This is a genomic window from Nonomuraea sp. NPDC003709 (assembly GCF_040610775.1).
Taxonomy (GTDB): Bacteria; Actinomycetota; Actinomycetes; order Streptosporangiales; family Streptosporangiaceae; genus Nonomuraea; species Nonomuraea angiospora_A.
The window spans coordinates 157,227-171,164 of the sequence record NZ_JBEXMW010000005.1 but is presented as its reverse complement, the minus strand read 5'-3'; the positions used below and the strand labels follow the sequence as shown (position 1 = coordinate 171,164).

General features: G+C 71.7%; 12 protein-coding genes. 6 read left to right on the top strand and 6 right to left on the bottom strand.

Annotated elements, in window-relative coordinates:
• Positions 1–42: 42 nt before the first annotated feature.
• Positions 43–1,368, top strand: coding sequence for a phytase (locus ABZX61_RS17145; protein WP_355195460.1), 1,326 nt, complete (start codon positions 43–45; stop codon positions 1,366–1,368).
• 50 nt (positions 1,369–1,418) lie between these two features.
• On the opposite strand, the gene ABZX61_RS17140 is transcribed toward ABZX61_RS17145, so the two are convergent.
• Positions 1,419–2,576 (bottom strand): alkaline phosphatase PhoX, encoded by a 1,158-nt coding sequence (locus ABZX61_RS17140; RefSeq protein WP_355195458.1) that lies wholly within the window; start codon positions 2,574–2,576, stop codon positions 1,419–1,421.
• A gap of 179 nt (positions 2,577–2,755) precedes the next feature.
• Here ABZX61_RS17140 and ABZX61_RS17135 point away from each other — a divergent pair, with 179 nt between their 5' ends.
• The 3 genes from ABZX61_RS17135 (at position 2,756) to ABZX61_RS17125 (ending at position 7,459) form a co-directional block, all read left to right on the top strand.
• Positions 2,756–3,685, top strand: a complete 930-nt coding sequence (locus ABZX61_RS17135) for a hypothetical protein (RefSeq protein ID WP_355195456.1) — start codon at positions 2,756–2,758, stop codon at positions 3,683–3,685.
• 162 nt (positions 3,686–3,847) lie between these two features.
• Positions 3,848–4,882 carry a glycosyl hydrolase 53 family protein gene (locus ABZX61_RS17130; RefSeq protein WP_355195454.1) on the top strand — a complete coding sequence of 345 codons (1,035 nt, stop codon included), beginning with the start codon at positions 3,848–3,850 and terminating at the stop codon, positions 4,880–4,882.
• An 18-nt stretch (positions 4,883–4,900) separates the two neighbouring features.
• Positions 4,901–7,459 (top strand): sugar-binding domain-containing protein, encoded by a 2,559-nt coding sequence (locus tag ABZX61_RS17125; protein WP_355195453.1) that lies wholly within the window; start codon positions 4,901–4,903, stop codon positions 7,457–7,459.
• Positions 7,460–7,476: 17 nt separating this feature from the next.
• Here the strand turns inward: ABZX61_RS17125 and ABZX61_RS17120 are convergent, their stop codons facing one another.
• The 5 genes from ABZX61_RS17120 to ABZX61_RS17100 all read right to left on the bottom strand — a co-directional run bounded on the left by ABZX61_RS17120 (position 7,477) and on the right by ABZX61_RS17100 (position 12,655).
• Positions 7,477–8,265 (bottom strand): N-acetylmuramoyl-L-alanine amidase, encoded by a 789-nt coding sequence (locus ABZX61_RS17120; RefSeq protein ID WP_355195451.1) that lies wholly within the window; start codon positions 8,263–8,265, stop codon positions 7,477–7,479.
• Between the two features lie 27 nt (positions 8,266–8,292).
• Positions 8,293–8,949, bottom strand: coding sequence for a response regulator transcription factor (locus tag ABZX61_RS17115; protein ID WP_355195449.1), 657 nt, complete (start codon positions 8,947–8,949; stop codon positions 8,293–8,295).
• A complete protein-coding gene (locus ABZX61_RS17110) occupies positions 8,946–10,205 on the bottom strand; it encodes a sensor histidine kinase (protein WP_355195447.1) in 1,260 nt (419 codons plus the stop codon). Before ABZX61_RS17110 ends, ABZX61_RS17115 begins: the two co-directional genes overlap by 4 nt.
• 55 nt (positions 10,206–10,260) lie before the next feature.
• Positions 10,261–11,892 carry an FAD-binding protein gene (locus ABZX61_RS17105; RefSeq protein WP_355195445.1) on the bottom strand — a complete coding sequence of 544 codons (1,632 nt, stop codon included), beginning with the start codon at positions 11,890–11,892 and terminating at the stop codon, positions 10,261–10,263.
• Between the two features lie 97 nt (positions 11,893–11,989).
• On the bottom strand, positions 11,990–12,655 hold the full coding sequence (locus ABZX61_RS17100; RefSeq protein WP_355195443.1) for a DUF2306 domain-containing protein: 666 nt from the start codon (positions 12,653–12,655) through the stop codon (positions 11,990–11,992).
• A gap of 157 nt (positions 12,656–12,812) precedes the next feature.
• Here ABZX61_RS17100 and ABZX61_RS17095 point away from each other — a divergent pair, with 157 nt between their 5' ends.
• Both ABZX61_RS17095 and ABZX61_RS17090 read left to right on the top strand, forming a co-directional pair.
• Positions 12,813–13,331, top strand: coding sequence for a sigma-70 family RNA polymerase sigma factor (locus tag ABZX61_RS17095; RefSeq protein ID WP_355195441.1), 519 nt, complete (start codon positions 12,813–12,815; stop codon positions 13,329–13,331).
• Positions 13,328–13,813 carry a hypothetical protein gene (locus ABZX61_RS17090; protein WP_355195439.1) on the top strand — a complete coding sequence of 162 codons (486 nt, stop codon included), beginning with the start codon at positions 13,328–13,330 and terminating at the stop codon, positions 13,811–13,813. Before ABZX61_RS17095 ends, ABZX61_RS17090 begins: the two co-directional genes overlap by 4 nt.
• The last annotated feature ends 125 nt before the right edge of the window (positions 13,814–13,938 follow it).

The following is a 13,938-nucleotide window of genomic DNA, read 5'->3' as shown; positions in this document are numbered from 1 at the left end:
ATGAGGATCAAGGCAGCAAGGTTCCTTGATGAGGAGAAGTCGATGCGCCCCCTGACCTCGCTGGCGTCCGCAGCGCTGACGATCGGCCTGCTCGGTGCCCTGGTCCCACCGGCGACCGCGCAAGACCTGCCCGCCGTCGAGCCGCGGGTCGAGACCCCGCCGCTGTTCGACGACGAGGCCGGCGGCAATGCCAACGGCGACGACCCGGCGATCTGGGTCCACCCCACCTCTCCGGCGGAGAGCCTGATCGCGACCACCGCCAAGGAGGGCGGTCTGTACCTCTACGACCTGGACGGCAGGCAGCTCCAGCACCTGCCCGCACCGGCCGCGCCGGGTCAGGACGACGAGCCGGGCCGGCTGAACAACGTGGACGTCGTCTACGGGCACGCGTCCAAGGCGGGCCGGTCGGACGTCTTCGTCGCCTCCGACCGTGGTTCCGACAAGCTGCGCGTCTACCGGATCGATCCGGCGAAGGCGGGCCAGAACCGGCAGCCGCTCACCGACGTCACCGACCCCGCCGCGCCGTTCATCTTCAACGCGACCCAGGCGGAGGTGAACGACGCCGAGACCGTGTACGGCCTCGCGACGTGGAAGCGGAGCTCGGGCACCTACGTCCTGGTCAGCCGCCGGCACACCACGCGGCTCGCGCTGCTGAAGCTCACCGACGCCCCCGGCGGCAAGATCGGCTACACGACGCTCCGGACCATCGATCTCCCGTCGAGCTTCACCCTTCCGAACGGCCAGAGCTGGAGCCCGTGCGACGAGCCGGGCGTGGGCCCGCAGATCGAAGGCATGGTCGTCGATGCCCAGACCGGCACGCTCTACGCGGCCCAGGAGGACGTCGGCATCTGGCGCGTCTCCGGCGATCTCACCGGTTCACCGAAGCTGGTCGACCGTGTCCGCGAGTACGGCGTACCGGCCACCTACGACCCCGCCACCGAGGAGTGTGCCCCCGGAGCCGACCCCGGATACGGCGGCGACAACCTGACGGCGGACGCCGAGGGCCTGACCATCTATTACGGCAAGGACGGCAAGGGCTACCTGATCGCTTCCAGCCAGGGCAGCGACACCTTCGCCGTCTATGACCGCAGAGGTGACAACGCCTACCTCGGTTCCTTCCGCGTCGGCGAGAGCGGCGGCATCGACGGTGTGCAGGGCAGCGACGGGACGATGGTCATCAACGTGCCGCTCGGCCGCCGGTTCCCCAAGGGCCTGTTCGTCACCCACGACGGCGCCAACACCCCCGAGGCGACGGATCCGGAGGGCGAGGTGCGCGAGAACACCAACTTCAAGTATGTGAAGTGGGATGACATCGCTCGCCGTCTCGGGCTGGACGTCGACGTCACCGGCTGGAACCCGCGCGGCTGACCTGAATGGGTCGCCGGATCACTCCGGCGACCCATTCCGCCTTTTCCGGGTCAGGTCCGGAACGGGCCGGTCACGCAGTAGGTGATGCCGCCGGACGACGACCCCGACGTGCCGCGCTGGGAGGAGAAGTACAGCCGGTTGCCCGCGGGGTTGAAGGCCGGGCCGGTGATCTCCGACGAGCTCTGGCCGCCGATCCGCAGGAACGCGGAGATCTTGTCGTCGGGAGTGATCAGGCAGATCTCCATGTTGCCGCCGTCCTCGGCCACGTACAGGTCACCGTAGGTGGAGCCGGTGACGTTGTCGACGCCGGTGAGCGGCGGGGTGCCGGGGCTGACGAGGCTGTCGTCATAGGCGAGTTCGTAGGTGTTGCTCGTCAGGTTGACCTGCCACACCCGGTTGTCGCCCTTCGTGGTGAACCAGACCGTGTCGTCGGCGTAGTGGCAGCCCTCGCCGCCGTTGAACGACTTGGAGCCGGACACCTGGCTGCGCGTCGCCGTCGGCGAGCCGTCCGGGTCCGGGACGTTCGCCCAGGTGAACGAGCCCGACGTGGCCGATCCCGCCACCAGCACCTGGAGGGTGCCGGAGGACAGGTCGCCCCACGTCGTGGGGACGAACCGGTAGAAACGCCCGTTGGTCTCGTCCTCGGTGAGGTAGATCACCTGCCGTACGGGGTCGGCCGCGGCGGCCTCGTGCTTGAAGCGGCCCATCGCGGGCCGCTGCACGGCGGTGCCGCCGAACGGGTAGGTCTCGTAGACGAAGCCCAGGCTGACCTCCTCGCACGACAGCCACGTGTTCCAGGGCGTCTTCCCGCCCGCGCAGTTCTGCCGGGTGCCGGACAGGATCCGGTTCGCCGAGGTGACGGCTCCGCCGGAGTCGAAGCGGATGGCCGAGGCGCCGCCGCCGGGGTTGATCTCGGAGTTGGAGACGTAGATCCAGCCGCTGCCGTCGGCGAAGCAGGCGCCTCCGTCAGGGGCGTTGTGCCAGGTGTAGGACGTGCCCGGGACGGGCTGGCCGGAGCGGGCGATCACCTGGCTGGTGAAGCCGGCCGGCAGCTGGATGCCGTTGGCGTCGGCGGCCTGCAGCGGGCCGTAGGGACCGGGGGCGTTCTGCGCCGGTGCGGCCAGGGCGGCGCCCTGCCACAGACTGCCGGAGAAGGCGACGGTGCTCGCGCCGAGCACGGTCGCGCGCAGGAAATTACGGCGTTCCATCGACGAAACCTCCTTGAGGGGGTGCGGCCTCGCCGACAGTATGTCGATCAAACCGACATTGGCCCGTCAGAGAAGTTAACGGGAATAGTGCGCTGGATCACATTCCCGTGCCCGGCGTGGCGTCGCACCCGCCGATGGTCTGAACTGGGTGGGGACAGCCGTACGACAGGGGAAGGCCGATGACCGCGGGCCGGGTCGACATCATCGAGCAGGGCCCGCGCAGGCCACGCCGGGCAGGGATCGCGGTGCTGGTCGCTCTCGCGGCGGTGTCGCTCATCGGGTCGCTCATCGGGATTCTCACGAGCCGGGACACGAGCCGCCCCGCGCCGGAGCCGCCGGAGCCGAAGCCGGTGCGCGAGGCGGTCACCGTTAATCCCAATGCCGTCTACCCGGAGGCGAGCGGAACGGGCGGGACCAGGACGTTGCGGGTCACGTTCCCCGACGGGTCGCGGGCGGAGGTGACCTACCCGGCCGGTCTGAACCTGGCCTCGCTGGGGGCCCGGCCGTACACCAGCGGCACCCTCACCGGGGAGGCGGAGGGGCACCGGTCCCTCACCGGTGCCGGGAAGGGCGGGGAGTTCCGCTCCCTGACCGCCCCGCTGTACGGCGAGGCCGAGACCGCCGCCGGCCGGCCGATGATCCGCCGCCTCACCGGCGACGTCACGCTCTGGCCCGGGCCACTCGGGGTGGACACCGCCGGCCCGGTCCTGCTCTTCGCGTTCGGCGACTGGCGGATCGCGTTGCAGGACGAGCGGGCCGGGATGACCTTCGAGCAGCGGCGGGCCTGGGCGCAGAACCTGCGCGGCACGCTCACCCCCGACGGCTTCCTCACTCTGTCGGCCGGCGGGCCGCTGCGCCTGTCGCGCCCCGGCGAGATCCGCGACGGCGTGCTCGTCGGCCCGCAACTGTGGCTCGGCGGGCTGAGCCGCCGCATGCTGGTGCTGGCCCCGGTCCCCGACTGCGAACGGCAGGGCCCGGCGTCCGTCGCCCTCGACCCGCGCCACACCATCTCGGGCAGCGCCTGCCGCGCGGGCTTCTACCTGGCCGCCTCGGGCGACGAGAGCTTCGTGCGCAGCGCGCTCCGGGACGTCCGCGTCCGGGCTCTGTGAGCGCGGAAACGCTTTCACGTGGCATGAAATTTTCAGCGGGCATTCCCCGGCCCAGCAGGCCCGTCTCCCCGCTCCCACCACGTCACTGACAGCCGACCTTGACGCTCCCAGACTCTATTCTTACGGTTAAACCGCTTTAACCCTAGGAAGGGGAAGTCGGTCATGGCAGACATGCGCACGTCCGTACCCGCCGAGCTGAGCAGGCGCGCGGTCCTCCTCGGCGCCGGCGCGCTCGCACTGGGCGCGGGCACGGGAACGCCGGAGGCTCAGGCGGCGACCTTCGTCAAGGGCGCCGACATCAGCTGGATGCCGCAGATGGAGGCGCAGGGCCGGAGCTGGCGCAACGGCGCCGGGACCGCCCAGGACCTGTTCACCATCCTCAAGGGGTACGGCATCACCGCGATCCGCCTGCGGACCTGGGTCAACCCCTCCAGCGACCCGGTGCACGGCCACTGTGCCGTCGAGGAGACGGCCGCGATGGCCGTACGCTGCAAGAACGCGGGGCTGTCCGTGCTCATCGACTATCACTTCGGCGACACCTGGAACTCGGTCGGGGTGCAGAACCCGCCCGCCGCCTGGGCCTCGATGAGCTACAGCCAGATGCTGGACGCGATGTACGACTACGTCTACCACACCATGAACGTGATCAAGTACAACAACGTCACGCCCGCATGGGTGCAGATCGGCAACGAGACCAACTCCGGCATCTGCAAACCGGTCGGGAGCATCAGCCGCCCCGCCCAGATGACCGGCCTGCTCAACGCCGCCTACGACATGGTCAAGCACGTCTTCCCGGCCACGCCCGTGCTGGTGCACCTGGCCCAGCCGCAGAACCTCGGCAGCGTCCAGAACTTCCTCAACGCCTATCGGGACAACGGCGGCCGGTGGGACATCACCGGCCTGTCCTCCTACGCTCAGGGCGGCAACGTGGCCCCGGTGCTGGACAACATGCACACCATCCAGAGCACGTACGGCAAACCGGTCATGCACGTCGAGTACGGCGGCCCGCTGAACAAGCCCACGCAGGTACGCGACTCGCTCCGCGCCTTCATCACCGGCCTGAAGAGCTTCGGCGGCCTCGGCACGTTCTACTGGGAGCCCGAGGTCTACTCGCCGTTCGCGACCTACGGCAGCGGGGCATGGGACCCCGCCACCCTGCGGCCCACCGCCGCCATGGACGGATTCCTCAACGTCTGACCCGGCAGGAGAAGACCCATGGGACAAACGATCGAACCCGCCTCCGGCGTGCGCAGGAGGACGGTGCTGGCCGCCGCCGGCGCCCTGGCGCTGGGCGCCGCCGGGCTCACCCGCGCCGACGAGGCGACCGCCGCGACGGCGAGCGGCCGCGTGGTCTACAACCTCAACCCGGACTGGCGGTTCGTCAAGCAGGACGTGGCGAACGCGCAGGCGCCCTCGTTCGACGACTCGGCATGGGCGGCCGTGAGCGTCCCGCACACCTTCAACGACGTGGACTCCTTCGACAACTACATCACCAGCTCCGGCGAGTCCGCCGTCGCGATGCAGCCGGTCTGGTACCGCAAGCGGTTCACCCTCCCGGCCGCGCACGCCGGGCAGAAGGTGCTGCTGGAGTTCGAGGGCGTCCGGCAGGCGGCCACGGTCTACGTCAACGGCACCCAGGTGGGCCTGTACGAGTACGGCGTCACGCCGTTCGGCTTCGACATCACCGGCCAGGTGCTCTTCGGCGCCGAGAACGTGATCGCGGTCAAGGCCGACAACACCAAATGGCGGCCCGAGCAGTCCACCGGCACGGCCTTCCAGTGGGACACCCGCGACTTCAATCCCACCTACGGCGGGCTGACCCGCAACGTGCGCATGTACGTGCTGCCCAGGACGTACTTCACGCTGCCGCTCTACACCAACCTGCGGACCGTCGGCACGTACGTCTACCCGAGCGTCGTGAACGTCTCCGGCGCGACGGCGACCGTCAACGTCGAGGCCCAGGTCCGCAACGAGCAGACCTCAGCCCGCACCGTCACGGTCTCCGCGAACGTCGTCCAGGCCGACGGCCAGGTCCGCGCCACCATCACCGGATCGCCGGTCACGCTGGCCGCCGGGCAGACGCAGATCGTCAAGCTGTCGCAGCGGATCAGCCAGTTGCGTTTCTGGGAGCCCGGCCGGCCGTACCTCTACACCGTGGAGGTGGTCCTCTCGGAGGGCGGTACCGTGCTGGACGCGTACCCGATCGTCACCGGGTTCCGGAAGGCGGAGTTCAAGGGCGGGACGAGCGGCGGCGGCGTCCACATCAACGACAAGCACGTCTTCCTCACCGGCTACGCCGTCCGCGCCACCAACGAGTGGGCCGCTATCGGCGCGGCCGTACCGGAATGGATGACGCACCTCGACGGCGAGATGATCCGCGACAGCAACGCCAACCTGATCCGCTGGATGCACGTCGCCACCACCCCGGCGAACATCCGCATGACCGACCGATACGGCATCGTCTCCGTCCAGCCCGCGGGCGACAAGGAGTCCGACGCCACCGGCCGGCAGTGGGAGCAGCGGGTCGAGCTCATGCGCGACGTGCTCATCTACTTCCGCAACAGCCCCAGCATCCTGTTCTGGGAGGCCGGGAACAACTGGATCACCGCCGAGCACATGCGCCAGATGACCGATCTGCGCAAGACCTGGGACCCGAACGGCGGCCGGGCGATGGGCTGCCGCGCCATCTCCGACGACTCCGCGTACGGCGGGACCGCGGCGGTGGACGCCGCCGAATACGTCGGCACCATGCTCAACCGGCACTATTCGGCCTACGCCCGCGACCGCAAGCCCATCATCGAGTGCGAGTACACGCGGGACGAGGCGCCGCGGCGCGTCTGGGACAACTACTCTCCCCCGGACTTCGGCTACGTGACCGGCCCGGACGTCACCTACCACCTGACCTCCGAGGACTTCGCCGGCCCGCACGCCGCCGCCACCCGCTACGAGTTCTGGGGGCAGCGCATCCAGGGGCCCGGCGATCGCCGCTACTCCGGGGCCGCCGCCCTCGTCTGGGCCGACTCCAACCAGCACGGCCGCCAGTACAACTGGGAGTGCGCCCGCCTGTCCGGCCGGGTCGACGCGGTCCGCATCCCCAAGGAGTCGCTGCACACCTTCCGCGTCATGCAGAGCCCCACCCCGGACATCCACATCATCGGGCACTGGACCTACCCCGCCGGCACCGCCAAGTCCGTGTACGTCATGGCCTCCTCCCACGTCCGCCGCGTGCGGCTGCTCGTCAACGGCGCCCAGGTGGGCGACGACACCTCCGCGACCCAGGACTTCCTGTACTCCTTCGCCGGGGTCGGCTGGCAGTCCGGCACGATCACCGCCGTCGGCTACGACGCGGCCGGTCAGGAGATCGTCCGCGCCTCCAAGACGACCACCGGCGCCGCCACCGCGCTCCGGCTGACGCCGCGCAGCGCGCCCGGCGGATTACGCGCGGACGGCAGCGACATCGCCTTCTTCGACGTCGAGGCCGTGGACGCGCAGGGCCGCCGGATGCCCACCCACCAGGCCCGGGTCGACTTCACGCTCACCGGCCCGGCCGCCTTCCTGGGCGGCTTCAACCCGGGCAAACCGGGCAGCGTCCACAAGCCCTACCTGGACACCGAGGCGGGCGTGAACCGGGTCTTCATCCGGGCCTCCCGCACGCCGGGCACCATCGCCCTGCGCGCCACCGCCACCGGCCTGACCGCCGCCACCGCGAGCGTCACGTCCGTCTCGTTCGCCGTGACCGCCGGCCTGACCACCCAGCTGCCCGCCACGTACTGACCGGCGCCGCGGCTCGGTCAGGCGCCGGTGAGATAGTTCTTGATCCCGTTCGCCAGCGATTCGGCGATGCGCTTGCGGAAGGCGACGTCGGTCATCTTGGCGGCGTCGCCCGCGTTGCGCATGTTGCCGCACTCGATGAACACGACCGGCCGCGTCGACAGGTTGAGCCCGCCCAGGTCGGTGCGGGACCGCAGGCCGTCCTCGCCTCGGTAGTTCGCGTACGGCATGCCGGTGCCGTCCCGGTACGCGTCGCGGATCGCCAGCCCGAGCTTGCGGGACGGCTCGATGACCTCGTCGTTGCGCCCGGCGATCAGCCCGGGGGTGATCACGTGGAACCCGTGCCCGCTCGGCTTGCCGCTGTCGCCGTGGATGGACACCACCGCGTCCGCCCTGGCCTCGTTCCCGATGGCCGCCCGCTCGGTGACGCAGGGGCCGATGCCCTCGTCGTTGCTCCGGGTGAGCACGACCCGGGCGCCCATCGTCTCCAGGAGCGGCCTGAGGTGCTGGGTGACGCTCCAGGCGAAGGCGTTCTCCTCGTACCCGTCGGCGGTCCTGAAGCCGACGGCGTTACAGGCCTTGCTCTTGGTGATGATGTCGACCTGGCGGTCGACCTGCTCGGGGTGCGCGGCGTTCCCGCCGTTGTGCCCGGGATCGAGCACCACGACCTTGCCTGCCAGCAGCCCCTTGCCCGTGCCCGGCGGCGCCGGCAGGCCCGCCCCGCCAGGGGCCGGCGCGGCGCCACCGCACCCACCGGACAACGCGGCCAGTACGGCGAGTGCCACGAATCCAGGTCGATGAACGCGCATGATCAGACCGTATCCGGCGATGACCCGTCATGACCCGGTATTTCGTGGGACGAGCAGCCCCCGGTTGAACGCCTCGGTGACGGCGGCGGCGCGGTCGTTCACCCCGAGTTTGGCGTAGATGTTCAGCATGTGGGACTTGACGGTGGCCTCGGTGAGGAACAGCCTGGCCGCCGCCTCCCGGTTCGTGGCTCCGGCCGCCACCAGTTGCAGCACTTCGACCTCGCGCGGGCTGAGCGGCCCCGGGGCGGGCCGGCGTACCCGGCTCATCAGCAGGGCCGCCACCGACGGCGCGAGCACCGCCTCGCCCCGGGCCGCCGCCCGGACCGCGCGCAGCAGCTCGTCGCGGGGAGCGTCCTTGAGAAGGTATCCGGTGGCGCCGGCCTCGATCGCGGGGAGCACGTGACTGTCGGTGTCGTACGTGGTCAGCACCAGCACGCGGGCCTGGCTCCCCCGCTCGGCGAGCTCCCTGGTCGCGCTCACCCCGTCCATGCCGGGCATCCGCAGGTCCATGAGGATCACGTCCGGACGCAGGGCCTCGGCCAGCCGGACCGCCTCGGCCCCGTCGGCGGCCTCGCCGAGCACCTCGAACTCCGGGTCGCGGGCGAACATGCTGGCGAGCCCGTCCCTGACCACCGGATGATCATCCACGATCAGCAGCCCGATCGGGCCGGCGGGGCGGCTCACGCGCTCACCTCCGCCCGCTCGGCGGGGACGCGGGCCGAGATGCCCGTGCCGCCGCCCGGCTCCGACTCGACCTGCAGCGTGCCGGACAGGCTCTCCATCCGCTGCCGCATCGCGATCAGGCCGAACCCGCCGCGATCGGCCCGGAAGCCGTCGGCGGCGGCGTCCAGCAGCGCCGGGTCGAAGCCGCCGCCGTCGTCGCGGACGTCCAGGGCCGTCTCGTGCTCCAGGTACGACAGCGTCACCCCCACCCTGGTCGCCCGCGCGTGCTTGGCCACGTTGGCCAGGGCTTCCTGCGCGATCCTGAGCAACGCGGCCTCCGCCTCCGGCCGGATCGGCCGCGCCGTACCGGTCGTCGTGACCTGGACCGGGATCTCGTGCAGCGCCGACCAGCGCTCGGCGACGCCCGCCAGCGCCTCGCTCAGCATGGCCGACCGCAGCTGCTCGGGACGCAGCGCGTGCACCGACCGCCGCGCCTCCGACAGGCTCTCCCTGGCCAGCTTGGTCGCGGCGGCGACGTGCCCGCGCCAGGCCGCCGGATCGTCGCCGGCGTGCTCGGCCGCGCGCAGCTGGCTGACGATGCCGGTCAGCCCCTGCGCCAGGGTGTCGTGGATCTCCCGCGCCATGCGCTGCCGCTCGTCCTGCACGCCGGCGTCGCGCGCCTGCGCCAGCAGCCGTTCGTGCAGGGCCGCGTTCTCCGCCAGCGACGCCGCCAGCCTGCGGTTCGCCTCGCGGGCCTCCTGAAGCGCGCGCTCCCGCTCCTCGTTCTGCCGGGCGCCGCGCCTGGCGAACCAGGCGAAGGCGCACATGGGGAGGGCGTTCGCGGCCACGACGGCGCCGTAGGTGGCCAGGCCGGCGACCGTGGTCTTGTCCACGCCGTACGCCTGCGCCGTGCCCGCCACCACCGCCACCGCGCCGACGCCGACCGGCTGCCACGGCCAGCGCAGGAGCCGGAAGGCGTAGACGTACCCGGCGGGGGTGAAGGCCCCGAACCACGGGTCCCTGATCGCCAGGATCGCCATGAGCAGGATCAGCACCGCGCAGAACACCGCCATCACCGGCGCCCGCTCGCGCCAGGCGGGACGGAGCGTGAAGACGCCCAGCATCCACGCCGCCATCAGCGCGCACAGCACCAGGTCGACGATCAGGGACTCGCCCGCCGAACCCTTGATGGCCACGGTGACACCGGTCAGCAGCGCCAGCAGCGCGTACGGCCCGACGGTCAACGCCACGGACCACCGTGCCGGCGGATCGCTCATCCGCGTCCTCCTCCCCGGCGCCTGCCCCCGGCGGACAATCTAGCCCGGATGCCGGTCAACCGGCCTGGGGAGGTTCGACGGCCAGCGCGTGCCGGAAGACGTTGCGCGGGTCCCACCGGGCCTTCACCCGCTGCAGGCGCGGGTAGTTGTCCTTGTAGTAGAGCGTGTGCGCGGGCACGCCCGAGGTGTTCCACGCCGGGTCGGCCAGGTCGGCGTCCGGATAGTTGATGTAGGAGCCGTCGTCCACCTCGCCGGGCACGGGCACGCCGCCGGTGCCGGCGTACACGTCGCGGTAGAACTCGCGGACCCAGGCGAGGTTGGCCGCGTCGTCCGCCTCGTCGCGCCAGATCGTCTGGTAGACGGCCTTCATGACCACGTCCCGCTGGGCGGTCGCGGTGGCCCCTGGCGCCACCGCGCGGACCTGGCCGCCGTAGCCGATCAGCAGCATGCCGGCGTCCGGCCCGCCGGTGGAGTTCGTCAGGTTGCGGTAGGCGGCCGCGAGCTGGGGCTCGGTGAGCGAGCGTCGCAGGTAGGCGGCCTTTATCTTGTACCGCCGGTTGATCACGTCGCCCGGCTCGCCGCTGCCCGGCCAGGTCATCCGGTGCAACCACGGCATCGTCCGCCGCAGGTCGAGCGCCGGGGTGAGGTCGACGCCGGCGGTCACCGCGGACACGAAGTCGGTCACCATGCCGTCGGCGCCGGGGAGGTCCGCGTCGATCTGCGAGACCAGCGTGACGGTCCCGCCGACGCGATGCGAGATCAGGAGGATCCCGTACAACCCGGCATGCGGGGAGCCGGGCGCGCTGTTGCCCTCGTGCCAGTTTCCGAAGTTGCGCATCAGCCCGGTGAGCGCCTGCTCGGTCATGTGCTCCCAGGACCAGATGGCCACGTGCTGCAGCATCCGCCCCGGCGCCGGGGGGAGCAGCCGCGACGGGTCGGTGCCGGTGACGCCGGGCGAGCGCAGCCAGTACCGGGTGACCACGCCGAAGTTCCCGCCGCCACCGCCGGTGTGGGCCCACCACAGGTCGTGGTTCGGGTCGTCCCGGTCACGGGTGGCGACGACCGCGCGGGCGGTGCCGTCGCGGTCGACCACCACGACCTCCACGCCGTACAGGTGATCCACCACCGAGCCGTACCGCCGGGACAGCGCCCCGTACCCGCCGCCCGCGAAGTGCCCGCCGGCGCCCACCTCCGGGCAGCTGCCACCGGGGATCGTCACGCCCCAGCCGGTGAGCAGCGTCCGGTAGACGTGACCGAGGGTGGCGCCGGGTTGCACGGAGAACGCCCGCCGGCCGGCGTCGTAGCCGACCGCGTCCATCGGGGACAGGTCCAGCAGCATCCGCACCGCCGGGTCGGCGGTGAAGTTCTCGAAGCAGTGACCGCCGCTGCGCACCGCGACCCGCCGGCCGGACCGCACCGCCTCCTGCACCGCGCGCACCACCTGCTCGGTCGACCCGGCCACGCGGATCTCGTCCGGGCGGCCGACGAAGCGGAAGTTGTTGCCGCGCAGCAGCTGGTCGTAGCGGATGTCGCCCGGACGTACGGTCACCGGCCCGAACGCCTCCGGCGCGGTCTGGGCCTCGGCGTCGCCCGTGCCCAGCAGGGTGACCGCCGCGGCGCCCGCACCGGCAAGCACCCCACGACGGCTCACCACCGCGCCCGTATTTCCCTCGCGCGCTTCTGGCATGTGTTCTCGCTCCTTCCGACTGGCTAGGGGCCGTCAGCCTCTCAATCCGGCAGCGAGCCACACATCCGTCCATGTCATGAATCGGCGGCTGAGCCCTTCACCCCGCCGAACGGCTGATCCGCCCCACCGACCGGCTGACCGGGGGCCTCCTGCGGATGGCCCATTCGGCCACGGCGAGATTGATGCCCCAGGCCAGGCCGTGGAGCAGGGCCCTGGTGGCGGCGTGGGGATCGGCGCCCGTGGCCGCGTACCAGGCGGACAGGACCACCGCCTGCGTGCCCGCGCCCATGGCGAGGGCGTACGCGCGGATCATCCAGGCGCGGTGCCGGGCGACGTCGCGGCGCAGGATCGCGGCGAAGCCGAGGACGAGGGAGCCGGCCATGGCCGAGCCGGCCGCCAGGCGGAAGACGGTCAGGAGCCCGGCGTCGCCGGCCGGAAGGTCGGAGAACAGGGTCATCCACAGCCCGGCGAGGGCCGCGACCAGGCCGGCCGGCACCAGCACCCGCCCGGCCGCCCGATGCCAGGCGGGCCTGCGGCGGCGGAATCCGGGCGCGAACTGGAAGGCGCCCAGGACGCTGTAGACGGTGACGCCGGCGATGTGCAGCAGCACGGGCGCGGGGGCGGCGACGAAGCGGGCGTTGTCCGGAGTGATGGCGGCGCCGCCGGCCAGCTCGGCCGCGCGGATGGCGCCCGCGATCACGGGGACGGCGCTGAGGACGAGCAGTCCGGCGGGGATGAGCCGGCCCGCCTTCGTGTGGGTCATGGCTCGATGGTGGCAATCGCGGGGGCGCCGGTTCATCGGCGTAAGGGCTCGTGCTGGTTCGGCCTTTCGGCCGCCGCGAGGTCATACTTTCGGCGACCCGGCGGCCGTGAACCTGATCGGCTTCTCGTCCGACTGTGCTGGGTGACGGGAGGACGAGATGACCGATGAGCTGCTGGTGGTCCGCGCCCAGTTGGGTGAGCGGGCGGCACTGGCCGAGCTGGTGGAGCGCTGGCGGGTGCCGGTGTGGACGTACGTACGGCGCATGCTGGACGCCGAGCGGGCCGACGACGTGAGCCAGGAGGTGTGGCTGGCCGTGATCCGGGGCCTGCCGCGGCTGAGGGAGCCCACCCGGTTCGCGCCCTGGCTGTTCACGATCGCCCGCCGGTCGGTGACCGACCGCCTGCGCAGCCAGTACGCCCGGGAGGAGCTCGCCGGCCGCGCCGTGGTCGCCGAAGACCCGGTGGAGGCTGTGGTGGATCGGGCCGAGCTGGTGAGCGCGCTGTCGGAGCTGCCGGTGCTGGAGCGGGAGATCCTCGTCCTGTTCTACCTGGAGGACCTGTCGGTGGAGGACTGCGCGCAGATCTGCCGGATCCCCGCCGGCACGGTCAAGTCCCGGCTCAACCGTGCCCGTCGCCTGCTGCGTGAACACCTCGAGGAGAAGGGATCCCGGGCATGACCGAGGACGAACCGCGCCTGTCGGCGCGAGAGATGATCGAGCGGCTCGAGCCCGCGCTGTCGCCGAAGCGGCGGCTCCGGGCGGTGGTGGCGCTGGCCGCCGGGTCGGCCGGGGCGCTGTTCGTGGGCGCGCTGTGGTGGAGCGAGCCCGGGCCGCTGCCGGGACGCACGCACCTGGCCTTCGCGACGCTCACCGTGTTCTGCCTGGCCTGGGCCTGCTACGGCGGCTGGCTGGTGACGCGCCGGGTGCCGTTGTTCGCCGCCGACCGGGTGATCGCCGCCTGGCTCGGCCTGGCCGCCTCGCTCACCACCACTGGTGTGCTGGCCGCCTTCGCCGTCCAGCGCGGCACCGGGCTCGGGCTGCCGCTGGCGGTCGGAGGGCTGTTCGTCGCGGGGGCGCTGGTGCTGGTCGTACGCGCGCATGCCCGCCAGGCCGCGCTGCTGCGCCGCCTGCACGAGCTGACCGAGCCGCCCTCGTCATGAACGGCGCGCAGGTCGGGTGTGAAAGTTTCAGGCGCCCGACCTGCGAGGGCGGCAGGCGTGCTTGACACCACTCATGTGACCGGTAACCCTGACTGTCGCAGTCAAGCCACCCCCCACCGTCGAGG

Bases quoted from the DNA above. Each gene is read 5' to 3' on its own strand.
- ABZX61_RS17090 (WP_355195439.1), top strand. From the start codon at position 13,328: ATGACCGAGGACGAACCGCGCCTGTCGGCGCGAGAGATGATCGAGCGG.
- ABZX61_RS17135 (WP_355195456.1), top strand. From the start codon at position 2,756: ATGACCGCGGGCCGGGTCGACATCATCGAGCAGGGCCCGCGCAGGCCA.
- ABZX61_RS17145 (WP_355195460.1), top strand. From the start codon at position 43: ATGCGCCCCCTGACCTCGCTGGCGTCCGCAGCGCTGACGATCGGCCTG.
- ABZX61_RS17140 (WP_355195458.1), bottom strand. From the start codon at position 2,576: ATGGAACGCCGTAATTTCCTGCGCGCGACCGTGCTCGGCGCGAGCACC.
- ABZX61_RS17125 (WP_355195453.1), top strand. From the start codon at position 4,901: ATGGGACAAACGATCGAACCCGCCTCCGGCGTGCGCAGGAGGACGGTG.
- ABZX61_RS17105 (WP_355195445.1), bottom strand. From the start codon at position 11,892: ATGCCAGAAGCGCGCGAGGGAAATACGGGCGCGGTGGTGAGCCGTCGT.
- ABZX61_RS17120 (WP_355195451.1), bottom strand. From the start codon at position 8,265: ATGCGCGTTCATCGACCTGGATTCGTGGCACTCGCCGTACTGGCCGCG.
- ABZX61_RS17100 (WP_355195443.1), bottom strand. From the start codon at position 12,655: ATGACCCACACGAAGGCGGGCCGGCTCATCCCCGCCGGACTGCTCGTC.
- ABZX61_RS17095 (WP_355195441.1), top strand. From the start codon at position 12,813: ATGACCGATGAGCTGCTGGTGGTCCGCGCCCAGTTGGGTGAGCGGGCG.
- ABZX61_RS17130 (WP_355195454.1), top strand. From the start codon at position 3,848: ATGGCAGACATGCGCACGTCCGTACCCGCCGAGCTGAGCAGGCGCGCG.
- ABZX61_RS17110 (WP_355195447.1), bottom strand. From the start codon at position 10,205: ATGAGCGATCCGCCGGCACGGTGGTCCGTGGCGTTGACCGTCGGGCCG.